This window comes from Synechococcus sp. CC9902 (assembly GCF_000012505.1).
Lineage (GTDB): Bacteria > Cyanobacteriota > Cyanobacteriia > PCC-6307 > Cyanobiaceae > Parasynechococcus.
Genome location: NC_007513.1, coordinates 1,850,479 through 1,872,680 on the forward strand (window position 1 = coordinate 1,850,479; position 22,202 = coordinate 1,872,680).

At 55.7% G+C, this 22,202-nt stretch carries 26 protein-coding genes and 2 tRNA genes; 16 read left to right on the forward strand and 12 right to left on the reverse strand.

Annotation, left to right across the window (positions count from 1 at the left end; translation table 11 throughout):
- Complete coding sequence (locus SYNCC9902_RS09780) at positions 1-456, forward strand: hypothetical protein (protein ID WP_011360693.1); 456 nt, start codon at positions 1-3, stop codon at positions 454-456.
- 17 nt (positions 457-473) lie between these two features.
- On the opposite strand, the gene SYNCC9902_RS09785 is transcribed toward SYNCC9902_RS09780, so the two are convergent.
- A tRNA-Arg gene (locus SYNCC9902_RS09785) sits at positions 474-547 on the reverse strand.
- An 85-nt stretch (positions 548-632) separates the two neighbouring features.
- Between SYNCC9902_RS09785 and recF the strand changes: the two genes are divergently transcribed.
- Both recF and speD read left to right on the forward strand, forming a co-directional pair.
- Entirely contained in the window at positions 633-1,748 is a 1,116-nt protein-coding gene (gene recF, locus SYNCC9902_RS09790) for a DNA replication/repair protein RecF (RefSeq protein WP_071818416.1), read from the forward strand.
- Between the two features lie 30 nt (positions 1,749-1,778).
- A complete protein-coding gene (gene speD / locus SYNCC9902_RS09795) occupies positions 1,779-2,240 on the forward strand; it encodes an adenosylmethionine decarboxylase (protein ID WP_011360695.1) in 462 nt (153 codons plus the stop codon).
- A gap of 8 nt (positions 2,241-2,248) precedes the next feature.
- Here speD and larE read toward each other — a convergent pair whose 3' ends face one another.
- Positions 2,249-3,127, reverse strand: a complete 879-nt coding sequence (gene larE / locus SYNCC9902_RS09800) for an ATP-dependent sacrificial sulfur transferase LarE (protein WP_011360696.1) — start codon at positions 3,125-3,127, stop codon at positions 2,249-2,251.
- A 53-nt stretch (positions 3,128-3,180) separates the two neighbouring features.
- Between larE and SYNCC9902_RS09805 the strand changes: the two genes are divergently transcribed.
- Both SYNCC9902_RS09805 and SYNCC9902_RS09810 read left to right on the forward strand, forming a co-directional pair.
- Positions 3,181-4,329, forward strand: a complete 1,149-nt coding sequence (locus tag SYNCC9902_RS09805) for a cob(I)yrinic acid a,c-diamide adenosyltransferase (protein ID WP_011360697.1) — start codon at positions 3,181-3,183, stop codon at positions 4,327-4,329.
- 243 nt (positions 4,330-4,572) lie between these two features.
- On the forward strand, positions 4,573-5,328 hold the full coding sequence (locus SYNCC9902_RS09810; protein ID WP_011360698.1) for a hypothetical protein: 756 nt from the start codon (positions 4,573-4,575) through the stop codon (positions 5,326-5,328).
- 424 nt (positions 5,329-5,752) lie between these two features.
- Here the strand turns inward: SYNCC9902_RS09810 and moeB are convergent, their stop codons facing one another.
- Positions 5,753-6,919: a molybdopterin-synthase adenylyltransferase MoeB gene (gene moeB / locus SYNCC9902_RS09815; protein ID WP_011360699.1), complete on the reverse strand. Its 1,167-nt coding sequence runs from the start codon at positions 6,917-6,919 to the stop codon at positions 5,753-5,755.
- The gene (locus tag SYNCC9902_RS09820; protein ID WP_232179217.1) at positions 6,876-7,442 is read right to left on the reverse strand and encodes a M67 family metallopeptidase; all 567 of its coding nucleotides are present in this window, start codon (positions 7,440-7,442) and stop codon (positions 6,876-6,878) included. Before SYNCC9902_RS09820 ends, moeB begins: the two co-directional genes overlap by 44 nt.
- Between SYNCC9902_RS09820 and SYNCC9902_RS09825 the strand changes: the two genes are divergently transcribed.
- The gene (locus SYNCC9902_RS09825) at positions 7,429-7,827 is read left to right on the forward strand and encodes a CAAD domain-containing protein (RefSeq protein ID WP_011360701.1); all 399 of its coding nucleotides are present in this window, start codon (positions 7,429-7,431) and stop codon (positions 7,825-7,827) included. The genes SYNCC9902_RS09820 and SYNCC9902_RS09825 overlap by 14 nt on opposite strands.
- A 4-nt stretch (positions 7,828-7,831) precedes the next feature.
- Here the strand turns inward: SYNCC9902_RS09825 and SYNCC9902_RS09830 are convergent, their stop codons facing one another.
- Positions 7,832-8,725 (reverse strand): fructosamine kinase family protein, encoded by an 894-nt coding sequence (locus tag SYNCC9902_RS09830; protein WP_011360702.1) that lies wholly within the window; start codon positions 8,723-8,725, stop codon positions 7,832-7,834.
- A gap of 50 nt (positions 8,726-8,775) precedes the next feature.
- Here SYNCC9902_RS09830 and crtD point away from each other — a divergent pair, with 50 nt between their 5' ends.
- Positions 8,776-10,278, forward strand: coding sequence for a C-3',4' desaturase CrtD (gene crtD / locus SYNCC9902_RS09835; RefSeq protein WP_041425186.1), 1,503 nt, complete (start codon positions 8,776-8,778; stop codon positions 10,276-10,278).
- Here crtD and SYNCC9902_RS09840 read toward each other — a convergent pair.
- Positions 10,268-11,143 carry a prephenate/arogenate dehydrogenase gene (locus SYNCC9902_RS09840; RefSeq protein WP_011360704.1) on the reverse strand — a complete coding sequence of 292 codons (876 nt, stop codon included), beginning with the start codon at positions 11,141-11,143 and terminating at the stop codon, positions 10,268-10,270. The genes crtD and SYNCC9902_RS09840 overlap by 11 nt on opposite strands.
- Before the next feature lie 83 nt (positions 11,144-11,226).
- Between SYNCC9902_RS09840 and SYNCC9902_RS09845 the strand changes: the two genes are divergently transcribed.
- The 3 genes from SYNCC9902_RS09845 (at position 11,227) to SYNCC9902_RS09855 (ending at position 13,417) form a co-directional block, all read left to right on the forward strand.
- On the forward strand, positions 11,227-12,672 hold the full coding sequence (locus SYNCC9902_RS09845; protein WP_011360705.1) for a helicase: 1,446 nt from the start codon (positions 11,227-11,229) through the stop codon (positions 12,670-12,672).
- A 66-nt stretch (positions 12,673-12,738) separates the two neighbouring features.
- Positions 12,739-12,987, forward strand: coding sequence for a DUF2839 domain-containing protein (locus SYNCC9902_RS09850; RefSeq protein ID WP_011360706.1), 249 nt, complete (start codon positions 12,739-12,741; stop codon positions 12,985-12,987).
- A gap of 85 nt (positions 12,988-13,072) precedes the next feature.
- Positions 13,073-13,417: a DUF1815 family protein gene (locus SYNCC9902_RS09855; RefSeq protein WP_011360707.1), complete on the forward strand. Its 345-nt coding sequence runs from the start codon at positions 13,073-13,075 to the stop codon at positions 13,415-13,417.
- Positions 13,418-13,423: 6 nt separating this feature from the next.
- Here SYNCC9902_RS09855 and recA read toward each other — a convergent pair whose 3' ends face one another.
- From recA to SYNCC9902_RS09885, 6 genes are all read right to left on the reverse strand, one after another.
- Positions 13,424-14,554, reverse strand: coding sequence for a recombinase RecA (recA, locus tag SYNCC9902_RS09860; RefSeq protein ID WP_011360708.1), 1,131 nt, complete (start codon positions 14,552-14,554; stop codon positions 13,424-13,426).
- A gap of 86 nt (positions 14,555-14,640) precedes the next feature.
- Positions 14,641-15,390 carry an HAD family hydrolase gene (locus SYNCC9902_RS09865; protein ID WP_011360709.1) on the reverse strand — a complete coding sequence of 250 codons (750 nt, stop codon included), beginning with the start codon at positions 15,388-15,390 and terminating at the stop codon, positions 14,641-14,643.
- Positions 15,391-15,401: 11 nt separating this feature from the next.
- A tRNA-Gln gene (locus tag SYNCC9902_RS09870) sits at positions 15,402-15,473 on the reverse strand.
- Between the two features lie 90 nt (positions 15,474-15,563).
- Positions 15,564-17,183: an AAA family ATPase gene (locus tag SYNCC9902_RS09875; protein WP_011360710.1), complete on the reverse strand. Its 1,620-nt coding sequence runs from the start codon at positions 17,181-17,183 to the stop codon at positions 15,564-15,566.
- A gap of 22 nt (positions 17,184-17,205) precedes the next feature.
- A complete protein-coding gene (locus SYNCC9902_RS09880) occupies positions 17,206-18,237 on the reverse strand; it encodes an LdpA C-terminal domain-containing domain (RefSeq protein WP_011360711.1) in 1,032 nt (343 codons plus the stop codon).
- On the reverse strand, positions 18,204-18,665 hold the full coding sequence (locus SYNCC9902_RS09885; protein WP_041425548.1) for an NAD(P)H-quinone oxidoreductase subunit N: 462 nt from the start codon (positions 18,663-18,665) through the stop codon (positions 18,204-18,206). Before SYNCC9902_RS09885 ends, SYNCC9902_RS09880 begins: the two co-directional genes overlap by 34 nt.
- 386 nt (positions 18,666-19,051) lie before the next feature.
- Between SYNCC9902_RS09885 and rplC the strand changes: the two genes are divergently transcribed.
- Genes rplC through rplV form a run of 6 tightly spaced genes read left to right on the forward strand, consistent with a single transcriptional unit; the run spans position 19,052 to position 22,198 of the window.
- Positions 19,052-19,708, forward strand: a complete 657-nt coding sequence (gene rplC, locus SYNCC9902_RS09890; RefSeq protein WP_011360714.1) for a 50S ribosomal protein L3 — start codon at positions 19,052-19,054, stop codon at positions 19,706-19,708.
- The gene (rplD, locus tag SYNCC9902_RS09895; RefSeq protein WP_011360715.1) at positions 19,708-20,343 is read left to right on the forward strand and encodes a 50S ribosomal protein L4; all 636 of its coding nucleotides are present in this window, start codon (positions 19,708-19,710) and stop codon (positions 20,341-20,343) included. Before rplC ends, rplD begins: the two co-directional genes overlap by 1 nt.
- Positions 20,336-20,638, forward strand: coding sequence for a 50S ribosomal protein L23 (locus SYNCC9902_RS09900; protein WP_009788932.1), 303 nt, complete (start codon positions 20,336-20,338; stop codon positions 20,636-20,638). Before rplD ends, SYNCC9902_RS09900 begins: the two co-directional genes overlap by 8 nt.
- A 15-nt stretch (positions 20,639-20,653) precedes the next feature.
- On the forward strand, positions 20,654-21,517 hold the full coding sequence (gene rplB / locus SYNCC9902_RS09905; RefSeq protein ID WP_011360716.1) for a 50S ribosomal protein L2: 864 nt from the start codon (positions 20,654-20,656) through the stop codon (positions 21,515-21,517).
- A gap of 35 nt (positions 21,518-21,552) precedes the next feature.
- The gene (gene rpsS, locus SYNCC9902_RS09910; RefSeq protein WP_009788930.1) at positions 21,553-21,828 is read left to right on the forward strand and encodes a 30S ribosomal protein S19; all 276 of its coding nucleotides are present in this window, start codon (positions 21,553-21,555) and stop codon (positions 21,826-21,828) included.
- A gap of 4 nt (positions 21,829-21,832) precedes the next feature.
- Positions 21,833-22,198, forward strand: coding sequence for a 50S ribosomal protein L22 (gene rplV / locus SYNCC9902_RS09915; protein ID WP_011360717.1), 366 nt, complete (start codon positions 21,833-21,835; stop codon positions 22,196-22,198).
- Positions 22,199-22,202: the final 4 nt, after the last annotated feature.

Below are 22,202 nucleotides of genomic sequence, written 5' to 3' on the forward strand. Positions count from 1 at the left end.
TTGCTTCCCTTCCTCAAACAGCCCGCTGTCCCCAAGCTGCCAAGCGGATACAGGCTCGACACCACCACAGTCCCAAGCCCAGCTGCCATCAACCGGCTGCTGGAATCGTGCCAAGAGACCACCCACGATGAACAACGGTGGCCCCTTGCCCTGGAGCGCAGCCTCTGGCAAATCAGCATTTTTGAAGAAGCGGGAGACGAACTGGTCGGATTCGTGCGAGCCACGAGTGACCTAGCCCTCAACGCCAATCTCTGGAACCTCTCAGCACGGCCGGGGCCCGACCAAGCCGCCATCTACGCGGTTGTTGTGCATCGAGCTCTTCATATCCTGCGCCGCGATCTGCCGGGATGCAGCCTGTCGGTGTCCGCACCACAATCAGCCCTCGAAGCATTGCGCACCAACGGATTTGTGATTGATCCGAATGGAATCCGAGCGATGGGACTCAGGCTGAACTAAGTCGTTACGCATTAATACGAGCATGGAGGGACTCGAACCCCCGACCCTCAGAACCGGAATCTGATGCTCTATCCAACTGAGCTACATGCCCACTGATCGGCTGGATGCCGCAGCAGAAGATCGGTCTACAGACCGGTCCTTAACAGGTACCTTAACCAAGCACCGCCTGATCACCCATCCGGCTTCACAAGCTCCAACTGCAGGGGTTCCGGAACCACTCCGTTCTGCAGTTGGAGCTGACCGAGTCGCGTTTGCTTGTGATTGGCCCCAACGGGATTGGTAAATCCAACCTTCTCGAAGCAGTGGAGCTACTGGGCAGCCTGCGCTCCCATCGCTGCAGCCAAGATCGCGACCTGATCCAATGGGATAGCCCGATGGCCCTGTTGCGGGCAGACGTGGGCGATGGCGACCGCTTAGAACTCGAATTGCGCCGGCGTGGGGGCCGCCAAGCTCGGCGAAACGGAAAGGTACTAGATCGGCAACTGGATCTGATTGGCCCACTGCGCTGTATTGGCTTTAGTGCCCTTGATCTAGACCTCGTGCGCGGCGAACCAGCCCTGCGCCGCCAATGGCTCGATCGGGTGGTGCTGCAGCTGGAACCTGTTTATGCAGACCTCATCAGCCGGTACAACCGATTACTACGGCAAAGAAGTCAGCTGTGGCGTAGCCACCGACTCAATACAGCAGAACGCAGTGGGCTCCTTGATGCCTTCGACGTTCAAATGGCCCTGATCAGCACCCGCATTCATCGACGCCGACGCAGGGCTTTGCAACGCCTTGAACCGATTGCCCAGCATTGGCAGTCGCATCTGAGCAGCGGGAAAGAACTCCTACAGCTCCACTATCAACCTGGAAGTCGGTTGGACGGTGAGGAGGCCGAAGAACCCTGGCGATTAGCGATTGAGGAACAACTTCGCGACCAACGGGAGGACGAAGAACGTCTCGGGAACTGCCGGATCGGACCGCATCGCGATGAGATCAACATGGTGCTTGGGGAAACCCCTGCCCGTCGTTTTGGGTCAGCAGGCCAGCAGCGTTCACTCGTCCTAGGCCTGAAGCTCGCCGAACTCGAGTTAGTCAAGGAACTTTGTGGAGAACCACCGCTCCTACTCCTCGATGACGTGCTCGCCGAACTCGATCCAATCCGTCAACAACTTCTTTTAGAAGCCGTCGGAAATGACCACCAATGCCTGATTAGTGCCACCCATCTCGATGGTTTTCATGGGGGCTGGCGTCAGGAGGCTCAGATTCTTGGGGAAAATGAACTCAAAGAAGCAATGAACGTCGGATAGTCTCATCACCTGTTTTTCAATTTTCGCCTGATGGAGCAGAGCTTGTCTGCCCTGCATCCCCACCCGGGATGGGGGGACACCTCCCTTCAAGCCACCGACATGGTGGGCAAACATTGCATTCTCGAGCTGTACGAATGTGATCCCAGCCGGCTCGACGACGAATCTTTTTTGCGGACCACCATCACAACTGCAGCAAAACGTGCTGGTGCCACGCTGCTCAACTTGATCACCCATCGATTCGAGCCCCAGGGGGTAACTGGATTGGCCTTACTGGCTGAGTCCCACATCTCCATTCACACCTGGCCTGAATCTGGGTACGCAGCCGTTGACGTGTTTACCTGTGGTGACCACACCATGCCCGAACAGGCGTGTGCCGTGCTGTGTGAAGCCTTGCTGGCCAAGCGTCATGCCCTGAAGAGCTTTCTCAGGGAAACGCCTGCGGACATCGCAACAGGAGTTCGCGAGCCGTCTGCGGTGTCGATCACTCTTTGAAGCTGGGTTCAGCCATCGCCGATAACAACCCGACCTGAGGGACGGTTGTTATCGGACCCATGCTTTCGATTCAGCTTTCCGCTCACGAGTCCCTCGAGGTCCAAGCTCACCGAGGTGAAACCCAGGGATTGGAAAAATGTCACCAGTCCGTCGGTGGAAGACAACGCCAAGACGGCACTGATCTGTTCCTCGGGGACTTCAATCCGTGCAGCAAGCCCATGGCTGCGAACGCGCACACGGTTAAACCCCCGAGCCAATAACCAAGCTTCGGCTTGCCCCACCTGGTTGAGACGTTCCGCCGTAATCCCCTCGCCATAGGGAAAGCGAGACGACAAACAGGGTTGAGCAGGCTTATCCCACCAGGGAAAACCAAGGGCACGGGATAGCTGACGAATCGTGGCCTTATCAATTTTCAATTCAGCCAGGGGAGAGCGCACTCCTGCCTGACGCGCTGCATCAATCCCTGGCCTGTGATCGCCGAGATCGTCCAAATTCACACCATCAATCACCAATGCATCACCAGCCGCCGTTGCAATCGGCTTGAGGTGTCGATGCAATTCCCGTTTGCAGGCAAAGCAGCGATCAACAGGATTGCTGCTGTACGCGGGATCCTCCAGTTCAGCCGTCGGCAGCTCCTGATGACGGATCCCAATCCAACCAGCTTGATGACGTGCTTCTTGCAAAAGGTGTGGCGCTAATGCCGGAGACACACCCGTCACCGCGACAGCAGATTCGCCTTTGCACTCGTAGGCAATCGCCGCAACAAGAGTGCTGTCGACCCCGCCTGAATAGGCGATGCAAAACGATGTCGACACATCCATCCATTGGCGAAGATCTGCCAGCTGCTGCTCCTGCTTTTTCGGCAATAACTCCTGCAACTGGAACATCAGCAGATGAAATGGAGTGATGTCGTTAGGCTCCAACGGTAAGAGCCGGCACCATGCCCCGAAGCATCGGCATTGTCACTGCCGCAGATAGCCGCGAACGCAGCCATGGTCAGCTGCACGTTTATGACGGTGAAGGCAAAGGCAAAAGCCAGGCAGCGCTAGGCGTCGTCCTGCGAACCATCGGCCTGGGGATTTGCGAACAGCGACGCACCCGTGTGCTGCTGCTGCGTTTTCTTAAAGGGCCCGGACGCGCCTACGACGAAGATGCCGCCATCGAAGCGTTGCAGCAGGGATTTCCGCACTTAATCGACCATCTACGGACGGGCAGAGCCGACCACTTCACAGCAGATGAAGCCACCCGTTTCGATCGGGATGAAGCCCAACGCGGCTGGGTGATTGCCAAGGGAGCGATTGCCAGCGCTCTCTATTCAGTGGTGGTGCTCGATGAACTCAATCCGGTACTGGAGCTCGGCTTACTGGATATCGATGATGTCGTGCGCACCCTGAACAACCGACCGGAGGGGATGGAAATCATCGTGACCGGGCGGGCCGCCCCTGCCGCACTCGTACAAGGCGCCGATCTTCACTCGGAAATGCGGGCCCACCGCCGTCCCGGCATGGAGGGCGACAGGGTGATTCCCCTCAGCGTGAACAGTGGGATCGAGATCTACACCGGAGAAGGAAAAGGCAAATCCACCAGTGCCTTAGGCAAAGCACTTCAGGCCATCGGCCGAGGCATCAGCCAAGACAAAAGCCATCGCGTGTTGATCCTGCAGTGGCTGAAGGGAGGCACGGGTTACACCGAGGATGCAGCCATTGCGGCGCTTCGGGAGAGCTATCCCCACTTGGTCGACCATCTGCGATCGGGCCGTGATGCCATTGTCTGGCGCGGGCAACAGGAACCCATCGACTACGTAGAAGCGGAACGAGCCTGGGAAATCGCCCGTGCAGCCATCTCAAGTGGTCTCTACAAGACCGTGATTTTGGATGAACTCAACCCCACCGTTGATCTAGAGCTTTTACCGGTGGAGCCGATTATGCAAACGCTGCTTCGAAAGCCAGCTGAAACCGAGGTGATCATCACAGGCCGCTGCAAGAACCAGCCCGCCTACTTCGATCTCGCCAGCATCCATTCTGAGATGGTGTGCCACAAGCACTACGCCGAACAAGGTGTTGATCTCAAGCGGGGCGTCGATTACTGAAGCATAAACAAGGTTTGTATAAAGTTTGTATACCGATAAGCCTCAACACAAACCAAAGGACGAAGGAACCTGCCGAGAATTAGCGCAAAATCTTTATTAGGAGAGATACGGATAGTTGTTGAGTTACTCAATATCTATCAGAATTTTAATGGTCTAGCGAACTTCTTGCTGACTCAGCAGCAGGGGCAGGTTTCTTTGACAAACTTTTGCATATGCTAATATTTAGAAGATTAAAATAAAGAGATGCGCCAAATTCAATTTGGCATGAGAGTGAATTGCTTTGGACGTTCAGTTCTCAATTGTGCCAGCAGCCTTAAATCACTTAAAAACTCAAATTGTTGCTGGTCTTTTCCTGCTGGTCGCATAGACGGATTAGTGTCATGGTTAAATAACTATAAATCTATGCCAAGCAACATATCTGAATTAGTTTCAAGAGATTTTGAGTCTCATCATATTGTTCACGAGCAGAGAAAACTAGAGATACCAAATATAATTATATGTGACACATGGTCAGACCTTGTTCATCAAAAATTCCTCATAAATGGCGAAACAATATATTGCAATCATGTTGAGCTTTCGGAGCTTGGAAAATCCAAACAGTCATCACTCGGAAGACTTGATTTACGGAACAAAAAGATACTATTTGATTATTTTTGGTCTTTAATTAACTTAGGGGTTGAAGCAATAATTATGATAGATTTTCCTGCATTGCATGACATCAGGCCAGAAATGAGAAAACGCTCTAAACAAATAACCAAATACTATTTAGAGCTCTCACAAATTAATAAAAACTTTAAGTTCGTACAAATTCCATATTCTGACATAGCTTTAAAAAATTCACTGCAAAGGCATTCTATTAAAAGATTAAATGATGAGAACCCTGTCGGGGATGTGTATCATTTTTCAGATCAAACAGTTTTGAAAATGTCTAGAAAATTTGACAATATACTTGCCGAAACTATGCTTGAATTATCGCAAAATAGATTAAAAATTATATAGTGCAAATTGGCTGCAATGCGTTATTACATTATGATCGTGTCGATTAACGTGAGTATCATTTTTGGAAGAAAATAATTTTGCGATGATGTGCGAATTAAATTTTCAGTGGGTCAATGGAACACTAGGCTTTTTGGTGGAGAGCCCAACCGCATCTAAGCTTACCAAGAGCGTAAGCAAGCATTGAATCAGATTTAAGCCTTTTCGCCTCCATTACTCAAGTTGACAAGTAAATATTTTCCTGTTATTTAAAAAGGCTCTCGATTGTACTTAGAGAAAATCCACGATAATTATCAAGTGGATAGCAATTTACAAGCTCCTTAGCTATGGAGGCACTTTTATACACCCAATAATGGTTGTAAAAGCATGCCTTTGGTTATCAAAACTTAGTCTCAAGTGTGAGTGGATGACTGATATAACGAGACAGTTAGTAACGGGGCAACGTTGGATCCACCTCTTGAGCCCAGGCGTCAATACCTCCTGTCACGTTGATTGCGAAGATTCCATGCTCAGCAAGCAGTTGAGCGGCTTTCGCCGATCGCATCCCTAACTTGCAGTGCACAAAAAGACGGCGCCCTTCTGCCAAGGATCGGACTTGCTCAATCGCTTCTCCGCTTTCGATCGTGGAGAGCGGAATCAGCACCGCAGAAGGAATCACAACAATCTCTGCTTCAGCCGGGTTACGCACATCAACAAGCGCCAAATCCCCAGCATCTCCTTCAAGAAGAGCCTTGAGCTCAGTAACACTGATCGTTTCCATCACAGAAGGATCCATCTCAGTTGTGGCTGCACTACAGAACTGCGAGTAGTCAATCAGGTCCTTGATCGGAGCACGATCAAGATCCCGCCGCAGCGTGAGTTCTCGAAAACGCATAGATAGAGCATCCACCACCAGCAAACGGCCATCGAGGCAACGACCAATGCCAGTGATCAACTTGATCGTTTCAGTGGCCTGAAGGAGGCCAATCAAACCCGGCATCACACCCATCACCCCTGCCTCTGAGCATGAGGGGATCGCACCAGGCGAAGGGGGAACAGGCAACAAATCGCGGAAATTAGGACTTTCAGGATTGCAATTGAAAACAGTGACCTGACCTTCAAAGCGTTGAACAGAGCCATAAATCAATGGCTTATCTGACAACACACAGGCGTCATTGATTAAGTATCGGCTGGCGAAATTGTCGGTTCCGTCGCAGACAACGTCGTAGTCCGCGATCAGATCCATCACATTGGTGATATCAAGCATCACGTCGTGCACATCAATCTGGCAATGAGGGTTGAGCGCATGAACACTCTCTGCGGCAGATCTGGCTTTAGAGCGACCGACAGCATCGGAGCGATGAATCACTTGACGCTGCAGATTCGAGAGCTCAACAGCATCTCCATCAACGATGCCAATACGACCAACCCCTGCTGCAGCTAAATAAAGGAGAAGGGGGGAGCCCAAACCTCCTGCGCCAACACAGAGCACTGCTGCAGCCTTAAGCCGCTCCTGACCAGCAAGGCCAACTTCCGGAAGAATGAGATGTCGGGCGTAACGCCCCCGCTCATCAGAGGACAGGCTCTGATTTGGGGTGGGATGACTTGGCTGCATAGGTGTGATTTTCCCAGACCTCAATCGGGATTTCGAGGGGATGCCGATCAGCACCCAACCACCAGGCACGCAGCTCTCGCATCCCAGACAAAATCAACATCAGCTGGTTGGGTTCCGCCCAAGCACAGTCCCGCGTTGACGGTTCTGGTGCCGTTTTGGGGTGGGAATGGCAGACACCCAAGACCTCCAACCCATGCACCCGGGCCCAACGCTGCGCTGCAATTTGTTCACGAGGATCCAACACAAACCGGGTCTCAAGATCTCCTAGAGCATCATTCACCCAGTCTGATTTTTTCCATGCATTGCAGGCAGGCCAAAGAGTTACGAGCCTCAGGCGTGGGGTTCGCAGACCTGTTCCGAGGAGCAAACCACATCCTTCTTGAGGCTTCACCGCCAGCAATGAACGCTCGAGAACAGTGAGGCATTGGAGATCCAAACCCAGGAGTGATGGCGCGAACGGCTCCCCACCGATACGCTCGGCTGAATGAGTTAAGAATTCCACCGACCCCATGAGTGACGCCACCACAGAAGTGAAGGATGACGCCACCGGCAACACCTGGACACCCGACGTCGGCGCAGCCGCATCATCCAGTGAAGAAACCACTTCATTTGCTGATCGCTACAGCGATGTTCTGGGAAAGGTGAATCAGACCCTTGATCAGGTCGATTGGAATCAAATGGGTCGCATCGGCAAAATCGTTGGGATTTTTGCCGCAGTGATCGTTGCCCAGATTCTGATCAAGGGAATCCTCGACACGATCAATCTGCTACCAGTCGTGCCCGGTTTGCTTGAGCTGTTGGGTGTTGTTGTTGTAGGCCAATGGAGCTGGAAAAATCTCGCAACCAGCGACAAGCGCAGTGCTCTTCTCCAACGCGTGCAAACCATTCGTCAGGAATATTTGGGCTAATCCATTAGGACATCATTTGCCGAGCTAGTCCTTGAAGACAAGCTCGGCTTTGGTTGATATATCCACCGCCAAACAAGTTGGCATGGTTCAACAGGTGATAGAGGTTATAGATCTCTAAACGCTCCTCGACTCCGGGTTTCGGTGGCAAGACTGCGTCATAGGAACGGTAGAAGTGTTGTTGAAATCCACCAAACAAACGGGTCATCGCCAGATCGACCTCAGCGTCAGCCCACCATGATGCTGGGTCATAAACCGTGCCTCGGCCATCCATCAATGAACTGGCGTTGCCACCCCAAAGATCTCCATGGACCAAGGTCGGAATCACCTCTCGCTGATTGAGTCGATCCGCCACACCGTTCAAGAAAGCCTCCTCCTCAGCAGGACTCATTCCCAACCGGTTGCACAGTTTCAGTTGCGGTCGAAGGCGTAGATCAGCAAAGGCGTCGCCCCAACGCATCCGCCACCCTCCCGGTTGCGCTCCTGCGCCGATGTATCCATCTCGGTGCCATCCAAAACGCTGGGGGTTCTGTTCTCGAGACGCCTGATGCAAAAGCGCTAAGCCACGTCCAAGAAATTGCTGATCACCTCCTCCCAATGGCAACCAAGGCAGGAGCAAAACTGCACCATGGGGCAACTGAACCAAGGACAAAGGCTGAGGAACAACCAGGACATCTGAATCCGAGTACTGGCCAAGAGCCGTCAGCGCATCAGCCTCCACTTCAAACAGATCGAAGGCATCAGCGGTTCCGGTTTTGGCGAACAATTGACGTCCATCGCTAAGCCTGAGCTGCCAGGCCTGATGAATACAGCCTCCTCCTACCGACGAAACATCGGTGATCTTGGTTCCTGCCAAAGGTCCATCCGCCGCGACGAGATCGAGCCGGAGACCGCTATGCATCCTCAAGCTTCCGTTGTTGTTGCCAGCATGGCCGCAATCAGTTCACGGTCTTGACGAAACACCGCGTGATTGTGATCGGTGGTGGCATCGCAGGCCTCACCGCAGCCGCCCTGTTAGCCCACGACGGGGTTGCAGTGACCTTGTTTGAGGCCCATCACCAAGCAGGAGGGTGCGCCGGCACCTTCCGCCGCGGCCCCTGGATTTTTGATGTTGGAGCCACTCAAGTGGCAGGCCTCGAACCTGGTGGCAGTCACGCAAGAGTTTTCCAGCATCTGGGATTGGCTCTGCCCAAAGCGAGCTTGCTCGATCCAGGTTGTGTCGTCGACCTTGGCGACGGTTCAGCACCCATCAGTCTTTGGCACGATCCGACGCGATGGGCAGAAGAACGGGTTCGTCAGTTCCCTGGCAGCGAGCGGTTTTGGCAACTCTGTGAGCTCTTACACAACAGCAACTGGGCATTCGCCGGGCGTGATCCAGTCGTGACACCCAGATCTTGGTGGGACCTCAGCACGCTGGTCTCAGCCTTACGACCTGAGACGTTGGCCTCAGGCCTATTTACAACGTTCTCAATCGCCAATCTCCTGCAGTTCTGTGGCTGCCAAAACGACAAGCGACTGCGACGTTTTTTAGATCTACAACTCAAGCTCTATTCCCAGGAGCCCGCAGATCGCACGGCAGCTCTCTACGGCGCCACCGTTCTGCAAATGGCTCAAGCCCCACTTGGGCTTTGGCATCTTCAGGGGTCAATGCAAGTGCTCAGTGCACAGCTCTCTCAGGCCATCGAAGCTGCTGGGGGAGAGATCCGACTCCGTCATCGCGTGCACGCTGTGCAGCCTTCAGCAGAAGGCTGGACCGTCTCAACGGCAGGGGCTAACGCGCCATCACAGGACTGGCATGCCAGCGACGTGATCTGCAGCCTGCCACCCCAATGCCTGCTGGACTTGTTACCAGCAGACGACACACCTGATCGTTACCGGCAACGGCTCACAACCCTGCCGGAACCCAGTGGAGCCCTCGTGCTGTACGGCGTCGTGCAGCGAAACGCACTGCCAATCGACTGTCCAGGCCATCTTCAACGGGGCAGCGAAAAGCCTGGTTCATTGTTTGTTTCGATTAGCCGAGAAGGCGATGGGCGCGCCCCCATCGGGCAAGCCACCTTGATCGCCAGCGTGTTCACACCGACGGCCGACTGGTGCGAGCTCGATGAACCCGACTACCAGAACCGAAAAACACAACGGCTAAAGACGATGAAGCATGAACTCAACGCGTGGCTCGGACTCAGCGATGACGATTGGCTCCATACGGAGTTGGCCACACCGCGCGGCTTCGCAGGATGGACCGGACGGCCCCGCGGAATGGTGGGTGGCCTCGGGCAGCACCCAAGCCGATTTGGACCCTTTGGCCTTGCAGGCCGCACTCCCTTGCCAGGACTGTGGTTATGCGGCGACAGTCTCTACCCCGGAGAAGGCACTGCTGGTGTGACTCTCTCCGCACTGAATGCTTGCAGGCAGCTGATGGAGCATCGGGGACTTCAGTTGAGTTTCAATCGCTGACGCCATCTGGCGTCTCCAGGAACCCCGGCCGCAAAGCCTGGGTTCTTTTCAATTCGATCTGGAGCTGAGGCCAGTTCTCCTGCAGCACAGCATCCTCAAGCTGTTCAAGACTCCATCGATACGCCGCGAGGCTCCGAAGCAACGCCCCACGATTCGTCGAAGCCATCGCCACACCGAGGTCGGGATTTCCACCACCAACCCGTGTTGTGTCGGCAAATCCACTGGACGCCAAAACAAGCGCTAAGCGTCGAATCTCTGGATCACGCTCATCTCCAACGGCCCGCAACAATGCCGCACTCACCAAAACGGGCATATGGGAGATCAGAGCCACCGCCTGGTCATGTTGTGCAGCGGCAGCCGTCAACCAATGACTCCCCAGGCTGAGGGCTAGGGACTGAACCATCGCTAACGCCGATGCATCCGTTTTTGGCTCTGGAGTGGCAATCCAAGGACGGCCTCGAAACAAACCTTTGATCCCTGCCTCGACTCCCGCCAACGCAGTTCCCGCCATTGGATGGCTGGCCACAAATCGAGGATGACGGTCTCGCCAGGCCTCCAGCACTGGCTGTTTTACCGATCCCACATCCGTAACCACCGCCTCTGCAGGCAACGCCTCAAGCAACGAGGGCTCGGGATGCAACAAAAGGGGAATCGGCAACGCCAAGATCACCAAATCACAGCCGGCCAAACAGGCGGGATCCGTACTCACATCCGACACCAAACCGCGCTCTTTCGCCCGTTCAGCCGTCACTGAACGATGGACTAATCCCTGCACATCCCAACCCTTGGCCTGCAGATCCAAGCCCAACGATCCCCCGATGAGCCCGAGTCCAACGATGCCGACGCGTTTTGTTTCCCTCGCCATCAAGCTTGTTTGCTCGTAACGCCATGTTGATCGATAGCTCGCAATGAGCCATCCAGAGCAACAACGCTGCTTATGGTTTCCCAATGCTGGAAGCCCAGGCCCACCACCGGCTTAAGACACTGCTGAGGCAGGAAGAGTCCGACTGGCCACACCACCTAACGCTGAGTCGTCTCGTGGGTCGAAGTTTGCGGCGTCGCGACACCAGCCTGTTGCAACTGCCCCCAAGCAGCGGGGAACGCTGGTGGCTGGGCGTGTTGGTGCCGTTATGTCTAAACCCAGGTGCTGCAGCCATTGTCTTAACGCCAGCCCAGCGAAAATGGCTACTACAACTCGAACTTCCCCGACTCAAAGAGCAAGGATTGCAACTGCCCTGCTGGCAAGGGCCCACACCCCCACCTGGCCATCAGCTTTGGATCCTGGATACCGATGAACTGATTGAAGTTCATCAAAACAATCTTTTGGGTGAGCGGCAGTTGCTCATTCCCGATGCAGATCAACTGAGTGATCGTTTGCGCCGAAGTCTGGCCATCCGGATTGATCACAACGATTGGGAGCGGCTACGCCAAGCCCATCCAGTGATGGACCAGGCCCTCCTTGATCTGCATGAACGACTCAGTCGACAGGTGTTCCAAGAAGCAGCGAGGGCCGACGATTGCATCCGTCTGCAAGGCGGAGCATGCCAATCACTGCGCGATCTCCTCCACCTCATCGAGCCTTGCCCAGAGCCCTGGACGGCCCTGCTCGCAACGGATCCTGTCCAGTGGGCTGAATGGGCAGAACTCGACCATCGGCTCCTGCAGTGGACTTGGCAGCTTGAACCTCTGGAGCCCCTGCAATTGCTCAGTGGTTTGCTCAAAAACCGACCAGTTCTAATGCTGAGCGAATCGGGGGAATGCTCTCGAATCGAACACGAACTCAGTCAAGCCAACGTCTCGATCACGGTGAAAGCCACGTTGCGGGAGCAGGAGCTGGAAGAACCCCTACCGCTCTATGCCCCTCGTCGGCAGCCTTTACCCAATACAGAGGTGTATGCCCAGCACCTGCTGGAACAAAGCCGCCGCTTAATCCTGGGCCGAACTGGCCTCACCATTGTTCTGGTCGATGACCAGCAATTACGACGACAACTCACCAGTGCCCTCGCAGCCGAGTTCGGGCGGCGCGTTGTTGAAGAATCCACAGCTCCAGAAAGCAATGGTGTGATCAGCGCCCATTGGGACTGGTGGCTGGAACACCACGAACAGGTTCCTGCCCCAGAACAGTTGATCGTGGCGCTCCTACCAATCGCAAGCCTTAGTTCACCTCTAACGGCCTCGCGGGTGGAACGGTTAAAGCGACGCGGCGAAGACTGGTTTCGCACATTGCTGTTGCCCGAAGCCCTCAGCCTGATACCCGGTGCTATCGCTCCACTCCGCAGAGCTGGCGGACGCCTGGCCGTTCTTGATGGTCGGCTCCGTGGTCGATCCTGGGGTGATCAGGTGCTGAAGCAACTGGAGCCATGGAGACCATTGCAACGACTACTCCCGGATTAAGGAGGCGTCTGGATTCAGCCAACCACAGCTTCCGTCCTTAACCTCCAACCATCACTAAAACCGTGAATGGGAGAAGCTCGTCGCCGCGCTGTTCAGGGGTTACCCCCACGTCAGCCCAAAAAAAACTCGAAAACCGTGGATACCTCTCCAAGGGTGGTGCCTTGGTTGCCACTCACGAAAAATCAGACTCAACAATTCGTGGCCGTTACCACCCGGGGAGCATGGTTTGGCATCGGTGCCATGGTGCTGCTTTGGATCACGGTGCGCTTTATTGGGCCAGCGGCAGGCTGGTGGACGTTGTCAGACATGCCCTGACCACCTGCTGCACCGGAGCAGCAGCAGCCCCATCAACCACGAATCAAAAGAAAACCTTTAGGGTTAGTCCACTTAAGACTCGGCCATGTTTCCTCGGCTTGCGGAGCACTACAAGTCCGTTGTGCAGGATCTAGTCATGAGTCTGCAGGCATTAACGAAAAGCCTGAAAAGCACTGGAACTAACGCCACTTGTTATTCATGTGGCGATGGCCGAGATGGCCATGGAGCCTCCTTTGTTGCAGAGATCGGAGAGGGGCACATGGTGCGCTTCCTGGTTTCCGATTTCGGCATTAGTTGGGTTGAATCCAGAAATGGCCGGGAGCTCGTCAAGCTGGAAGGAGCAGAGGCCATCCATGAGCTCCAACGAATGGCCGACCTGGTGCAAATGAGCCAAGGCGCCGTCGCAGCACCTGTGGCTCAAACGGCTTAGACGAACTTAAGCAGCAGCGTTGGCTCCTTTTGTTTCGACCGGCTTGTCCGTTGCGGCCCTTGCCGCAGCTGGTTCCAAGGATTTCACCGTATTAGCGGTGACTTCAGTGCCTTCATTGAGCTTTTGACGCACCAAGGTTTCAATCGTGGTTGCAGCTTCAGGGTTCTGCTCCATCCAAACGATGGTGTTATCGCGACCTTGACCAATGTTGTCGCCTTCATAGCTGTACCAAGCACCTTTACGAACCACCACACCTGTTTCTTCTGCAAGATCCAGCAGACAACCAACCGTGCTGATGCCACGTCCAAACAAAATGTCGAATTCGGCGATGCGGAATGGAGGCGCAACTTTATTTTTGGCCACTTTCACCTTGGCCCGAATTCCAAACTCTTCTGTGCCCTTTTTCAGCGTTTGAATTCGCCGAATATCAAGACGCACTGATGCATAGAACTTCAGGGCATTACCACCGGTCGTGGTCTCAGGATTTCCATACATCACCCCAATCTTCAAACGCAGCTGGTTCAAGAAAATCACCGTGCAACCGGACTTACCGATGTTTCCTGTGATTTTTCGCATCGCCTGACTCATCAAACGCGCCTGGGCACCAACGGAGACATCTCCCATCTCGCCCTCGATTTCTGAGCGAGGGGTTAAGGCGGCCACAGAGTCGATCACCACAATGTCGACCGCAGCAGAACGAACAAGCTGGTCAACAATCTCCAGCGCCATCTCACCGGTATCCGGCTGGGACACCAAAAGGTTCTCAACATCCACGCCCAGGGATGCCGCGTAATGGGGATCCAGTGCATGCTCAGCGTCCACAAACGCTGCAACACCGCCACGCTTTTGAACCTCGGCAATCGCATGGAGCGTCAGCGTGGTTTTACCCGAGCTTTCAGGGCCATAGATCTCGACCACCCGACCTTTGGGGTACCCACCACCGAGGGCTAAATCAAGGGTCAACGCGCCCGTAGAGATGGTTTCCACCCTCATGCGGGAGGCATCACCAAGGCGCATGATTGAGCCCTTGCCAAAATTTCGCTCGATTTGACCGAGCACCAAATTCAGCGCCTTATCGCGCTCTCCGGAGGAACGAGCATCGGAACCGGGAGCGGTGGTTTTCATGTCAGCAGGCATGGAATCAATCTGAAGCTAAGGAACGAGAGACCCAATGCCACAGAAGCGCCGAATCGTCTCAGGTAGTACAAACGTACGTTAACGACTTATTGCCAGTGCGCTAGGGGTTTCGCAAAAGCAATCAAATCAATCAGCTGGATACGAGGTGGCAATCCAATCAGGTCAGAGGGTTTCAGATAGCCCCATCGAACCAACCAGCACTGGAGTGACTCAAGCCCCGGCGTCGTGCAAACCGTTTCCAGAGTTGCGCGCCGATCTTCGATGAAGGAATGGACGCGACGCTGGGATTGCAAACGACGCAATACTTCAGGCTTCGCCCCGGCCTCTCGTCCATCAAGGCGCCAAGGCTTCAGGGTGAGACTCTCGAGCAGTTCAGCTGTAAAAGCCTCGCTCTTTGTTGTTAAAACCGCCCAATCAACTCCCTCACCATCCAGGGATTGCAGCCGCTCCACCAAGCCTGGGAAGGGGCGATGCAGCGCCAGCCATGCAGAGCGATCACTGCGGACCGCCTCCTGTCGCGTGTGGTCGAGAACAGACTGCAACTGATCAGGCTGCCAGCCTCGGAGATCCATCGCTCGGCGTTGCTGGCCGGCGTAATCGTTGATCCAGTGCTGGAGATCGAGCCCAGGGAGCTCAGCGGCAAGCAACACCATTTCCCAGCCGTGGTGGACCCAAGGGCGCAAGGCTCGAAACGCGTCAGGCACGACATCCGACGTCAGACCCGACCCATCGGCCCCAAGCGAACAACTGGCGTGCCAGGAGCTCCACCAATATTCAGCCATTCCGTCGACGATGACGCCGTCGAAATCGAAAACAAGGAGAGGACGTTCCGACATATCGGAAAAAACTGGGCCGCTAGGATTCGAACCTAGGAATGGCGAGACCAAAACCCGCTGCCTTACCGCTTGGCGACGGCCCATTGATACAGATGTGATGGCCTGCGCCTATCTCATCTGGGCCTACATAGTTACCCATACAACGTTGACCTTCGTCAATCCATCAATTCCACTTAGGGGGGAAACACCCTGAGGCGGCAATGTTCCGCCTGCCCAAAGACATCACATCGCAAGCGATACCGGTTCACCAATTCAGCCTGCATCCCTCGCACCCGTTCCGTTCGAGGCACCAGCTCAACAGGTCGGCCTTGAGGCATCACCACCTGTTCAATGGCCAAGCGGCATTCCTCTAACCCGGCAAGTTCATCGTCATATCCGCTCAACTCAACCCGGATAGAGCTTGGGTCTGGCGCCGAATCTCGTCGACTCAAAAGGCGCTCTAACGCACGCTCTATTTGCGGGAGGGTGTCCGCTTTGATCACCAGGATCGGCACGTGCTGATCTTTAGCTTGACGACGCAATGCAGACACGCGGCCGAGGCCTTGCCGCACGCTGAGAACCACATCAGCATCACAAAGGTCGTCGACAAGGCGAGCTGGCCAGCGATGACGTCGAATCGCCTGCTCCACCAATTGCGGCGTAATCCCACAACACAACACCTGAAGTGCACTGGTGCGCACGGCTTCGTCGCCTGGCTGGCAATTCGGAGAATCGAGAGGCGATAACGATGGTGGTATCGGTGAGGACGCAACGGCAAGAGAAGGACGGCGTACAGGGCCCTTTAAGTCCTCTGGCTCAAACCGTCGCATCCCTCCTTCGCTCGTGAGTTCACGCTGCTCAACTCTTGGTTGTTGTCCGCGAAGGAGCTGATCAACGGTGGCAGCCACATCGGCATGAATAGACCAACGATGGCGGCTATGCATCTCCACCGCTAACGGAAAGGTGGGTTCTGCAGCACGCTCCAGCACTGTTTTTTGCGTACGACGACGGCGGGCCTCGTCATCCCCAAGAGTGACTGACTGAATTCCCCCGACCAAGTCGCTCAGCGTGGGGTTTTTGATCAAATTGGCCAGTGCATTGCCGTGGGCCGTCGCCACAAGCATCACGCCTCGCTCCGCAATGGTGCGAGCTGCCATCGCCTCGAGTTCTGTGCCGATCTCATCAATCACGATGACCTCAGGCATGTGGTTTTCCACTGCCTCGATCATCACCTGATGCTGCTGCTCTGGACTTGAGACCTGCATCCTTCGAGCGCGGCCGATCGCAGGATGAGGAATATCGCCATCACCAGCAATCTCATTGCTGGTGTCGATCACGACGACCCGACGCTGCATCTCATCGGCCAGAACACGGGCAATTTCTCGCAATGCTGTGGTTTTTCCGACCCCCGGTCGTCCCATCAGCAGCAACGACTGGGCGCTGTCGAGAAGGTCTCGAACCATGGCCACCGTGCCAAACACTGCGCGTCCGACACGACAGGTCAGACCGACAACTTCTCCCTGCCGATTTCGTATGGCGCTGATCCTGTGGAGGGTCCGCTCAATTCCGGCGCGATTATCCGCACCGAACCGACCCAATTTGTCCACCACATCAGCCAGATCGTCTCGCGTGATCGCACGATCCCCTAGGGCGCTTGCACGGCCGGGATAACGCGCCTCCGGAATCCGCCCTAAATCGAGCACCACCTCCAGGAGTTGGTCATGACTCGCTTCCAAAGACAACGCAACCTGCACCGATTGCGGCAGCAGACCGAGAAGTCGATCGAGATCATCCGTGACCCGCTGCGTACCCATGAGCTCAAACACTCATTGCTTTTTAGCAAGGTCGATCCATCCATGGCGTCACCAACTCGCGCGCCAACGCCACAGCCTGTTCCAAACCCTCAGGCCACTCTCTTAGCGACTGACCTCGCAATTGAGCCTCTTTCAAGAGCGGAAGAAGGAGCCGTCGTGCCACTCCACCGAAAGCAATCCCTGCGGGACGTTCATCGCCATTGAGATGGTGCAGGGTGTGGTGGTTGGTTCCACCGGCCAACTGGAGAGGGCCAGGAGGCGCGATGGAACGCATTGCCCTCCACAGCTCAACCGCAGAGCGGGCGGTCCCAGCCCCCACATCACCGCTCATCGGCCGTCCATCGAGCTGCCACAACGGGCTAAAACCGCGACGTTGCAGATGGGAATGCCGCCGCCAAAACGTTGTTGCAAGTTCATCAACTGCCATGCCATGGGCTTCCAAACCACAACTCACGGCCAGGCGCCGCAACGGGAGTGATGCCTGATCAAATATTCGCAACAACGCCTCGAAACCTTCGTCATGACCGGGAGCTGTATGGATCTCAATGGCGTCGGGGCGGATGGAGTTCAGGAGCTCTGCAACTGCCCCCAACCCAAGGCGATGATCCCGTTCCTCAATCAGTCCATAGGGACATGCCGGCAAGCAGCGTCCGCAGCCGTAGCAAAGCAAAGGATTAACAGCTCCGCGATCACCAATGGCTTCAGCGGGACAAACCCGCTGGCAAGGGCGCTCACACTGAGGTGGACAGACTGCAGGATCGAACCAAGCCTTGCGAAAGTGGATGTCCAATCCATCGCTGAGGCTCACCATCAGCCATGGGCGCCAACCCGTTCGCGTCTCCGCCCAATCCAGACCCTGTCGGGCAGCAAGGACGACGGCTGGGTCAGCAGCCACATCCACACAATGAACTCCTGCAGTGGCGAACACCGCACACAGGTCTGCAATCGCAGGAAGGTCTTGGTTGCTGGCCCCACAAATTAATTTGACCCAACGGCCACGGACCAGCGCCTCCTCAGGGCTCAGGCGCCTAGGAGAGCTTTCATTGGCTGCCATCGGAGGCTCCGCGCTCCACCCATTTCCACGATGATGCGTAAGCGGGGTTCTCGCTTACAGAGATCGCAAAGAGATAACAGCTCTGAGCGCGATAAGACCTGACCCTCGAGAATCCACAGCGCCACGGAGTCGTCTCCGTCGAGGAGATCACCAATCAGAGGAACAACCTGTTGAACCTCGCCAACGGCTGCACCGCGTCCCACGCAGTTGTGACCGAGGTGTGGCGGGCGGATGCCGTGCTTTTGAGTCAAGAACACCTCTGGATCACCCAAGCCACGAGCCGACGTCATTCGTGTGCGATAACCAGCCCCGCGGAGGCGACGTAACAGACGCGTCTCAGCACCTCCTTCGAGGGGAGCATGGACCGCAAGGCATCCATTGGCTTCGAGATCTCGACGGAATCCCCGACCGGTGAGAAGCAGGGGCATGGGGGCATGCATGACTAGCGGGAGTCTGGCAGCTCAACAGGCGATGTCGGAAGGACACTCCTAGTGGTGGTGTAGGTTTGTTGTTTGTTCTGCGTTTCTGTGCCCGTCCGCTAGCCGGGCCTCCAGTTGGCAGAACAGATTCGGCGATTGCGCCGGATCTTCAGGCCAGAGTGGTTTTCAATTTTTTTTGAAATTCCGCCGAGAAACTTTTTGAGCAATTCGTTGCCCAAACAAGTCTCAGCCTCGCTGAATCGTTCGCTAGCTCCATTCGAACTCCTCCATTTATTGGACGACGTTCGAACCACGACTGCGTTACTCCGATCAGCACTTTTGTTCTATCCGAGAAATTGGATAGTTCTTGTCCCCGCTGGCGCTTTCTCCCCCCCATGTCAATCGGCATTCTCGGGAAGAAGCTGGGCATGTCCCAGCTCTTCGACGAGCAGGGCAGAGCGGTCCCCGTCACTTTGATCGAGGCCGGTCCCTGCCGCATCACACAACTCAAAAACGATGACACCGATGGCTATGCCGCGGTGCAGATCGGTTTCGGCGAAACCCGCGAGAAATTGATCAACAAGCCTTCCAAAGGCCATCTCACCAAATCCGGCGAGGATCTTTTGCGCCACCTGCGCGAGTACCGCGTCGACAACGTCGACGGACTTGAACTTGGTGGGTCCATCACGGTCAGCGACTTTGAAGCTGGTCAAAAAGTGGATGTAAGCGGCGACACCATGGGTCGCGGTTTTGCAGGTCTTCAGAAACGCCACGGTTTCAGCCGCGGCCCGATGACCCACGGTTCTAAAAACCACCGGCAACCGGGCTCCATCGGTGCTGGCACAACGCCAGGGCGGATCTACCCCGGTAAGCGGATGTCTGGCCGTTATGGCGGCAAGAAAACGACGACCCGCGGTTTGACCATCTTGCGCATCGATAGCGACCGCAACTTGCTGGTTGTTAAAGGTTCCGTGCCTGGCAAACCAGGCGCACTTCTGAACATCAAGCCAGCTGTGCGTGTGGGTGCAAAACCCGCCAAAGGAGGTAAGTGATGGCTAGTTGTGTAGTCCGCGATTGGCAGGGGAAGGAAGCCGGCAAGGCAACCTTGGACCTGAAAGTGGCGAAAGAAGCCTCAGCAGTTGACTTGATGCACCGTGCAGTTCTGCGACAGCAGGCTCACATGCGCCAAGGCACTGCGAGCACGCTCACCCGGTCAGAAGTCCGTGGTGGTGGTCGTAAGCCTTACAAGCAGAAAGGAACAGGCCGTGCAAGGCAAGGTTCTGTTCGAACCCCTCTGCGTCCGGGCGGCGGCATCATTTTTGGACCCAAGCCTCGGAGTTACAACCTTGCGATGAATCGCAAGGAACGTCGTTCAGCCCTGCGCACAGCGCTCATGGCTCGTATCGACGACATCACCGTTGTGAAGGACTTCGGGACATCCCTTGAAGCTCCAAAAACGCGTGAAATCACAGAAGCCCTCGGACGCCTCGGCATCGCCGCAGACACCAAGGTGTTGATCGTTTTAACGAACCCATCCGAAATGGTTCGTCGCTCCGTCCGCAACCTGGACAAGGTCAAGCTGATTTCAGCGAATCACCTCAACGTCTTCGACCTTCTCCACGCCAATTCTTTGGTCGTGGGAGAGGACGCTCTCACAACCATCCAGGAGGTTTACGGAGATGACTGAGCGTTTCCAATCCCGTCTGGCGGATGTCATCCGCCGACCACTGATCACCGAAAAGGCCACCCGTGCCCTCGAGCTGAATCAGTACACCTTCGAGGTGGACCACCGCGCCGCTAAACCCGACATCAAAGCCGCCATCGAGCAGCTCTTTGATGTGAAGGTCACCGGCATTAGCACCATGAACCCTCCTCGACGATCCCGTCGGATGGGCCGCTTCGCTGGCAAACGTGCCCAAGTGAAGAAGGCAGTGGTGCGCCTAGCGGAGGGCAACTCGATCCAACTCTTCCCCGAGTCCTGAGGAGTCTGAATCGTCATGGCAATCCGTAAATTCCGCCCCTACACCCCCGGTACACGCACCCGCGTCGTCACCGACTTCAGTGAGGTCACCGGCCGCAAGCCGGAGAAGACCCTTGTGGTGTCCAAGCACCGCAAAAAAGGCCGCAACAACCGTGGCGTCATTACTTGCCGCCACCGAGGCGGTGGTCATAAGCGGTTGTACCGCCTCGTGGATTTCCGCCGCAACAAGCACGGCGTAACCGCGAAGGTGGCTGCGATCCACTACGACCCCCATCGCAATGCGCGATTGGCCTTGCTCTTTTACTCCGATGGTGAAAAGCGCTACATCCTCGCTCCAGCAGGAGTTCAGGTAGGTCAAACCGTTGTGTCTGGGCCAGAGGTTCCGATCGAAAACGGCAACGCCATGCCGCTTTCATCCGTACCTCTTGGTTCGAGCGTTCACTGCGTCGAGCTTTATGCCGGTCGCGGTGGACAGATGGTTCGAACCGCTGGAGCTAGTGCTCAGGTGATGGCCAAAGAAGGCGACTATGTCGCTCTCAAACTGCCTTCCACCGAAGTTCGGTTGGTACGGCGTGAGTGCTACGCAACCCTTGGCGAAGTGGGCAACTCTGAAGTTCGCAACACAAGCCTCGGCAAAGCTGGTCGGCGTCGTTGGCTCGGACGGCGGCCTCAAGTGCGAGGCAGTGTGATGAACCCTTGCGACCACCCTCACGGTGGTGGTGAGGGCCGAGCACCGATCGGTCGCTCCGGTCCTGTGACGCCTTGGGGCAAACCCGCCCTCGGTCTTAAGACCCGCAAGCGGAATAAACCCAGCAACCAATATGTGCTCCGGAAACGTCGCAAGACGTCCAAGCGGAGCCGTGGCGGACGCGATTCCTGATGCCAACCATCACTTTGCCGCTTGCTTAAACCGCTATGGGACGTTCACTCAAAAAAGGACCGTTTATTGCTGACAGCCTGCTTCGCAAGCTTGAAAAGCAGAACGACAACGACGACAAGTCCGTGATCAAAACCTGGTCACGTGCTTCCACAATCCTGCCGATGATGATCGGCCACACCATTGCCGTTCACAACGGCAAGTCCCACATTCCAGTGTTTATCACTGAACAAATGGTGGGACACAAGCTGGGGGAGTTCGCTCCTACCCGCACCTTCAAGGGCCACATCAAAGACAAGAAAGGAGGCCGCTGACGCCATGACTTCGTCTACATCAACGGCTGCCACCGCTCAGGCCCACGGACGCTTCATCCGCGGCTCTGTATCGAAGGTGCGTCGTGTACTCGACCAAATCCGAGGCCGCACTTATCGCGACGCTCTGATCATGCTCGAGTTCATGCCCTACCGATCCACCGGCCCGATCACCAAGGTGCTTCGGTCTGCGGTAGCCAATGCCGAAAACAACCTCGGTCTCGATCCAGCCTCCCTGGTGATCTCGAGTGCCAGTGCCGACATGGGTCCTTCCATGAAGCGGTACCGGCCTCGGGCCCAAGGCCGGGCCTTCCAGATCAAGAAGCAGACCTGCCACATCAGCATTGCTGTGGCAGTTCAGACCGACTCCTGACCCC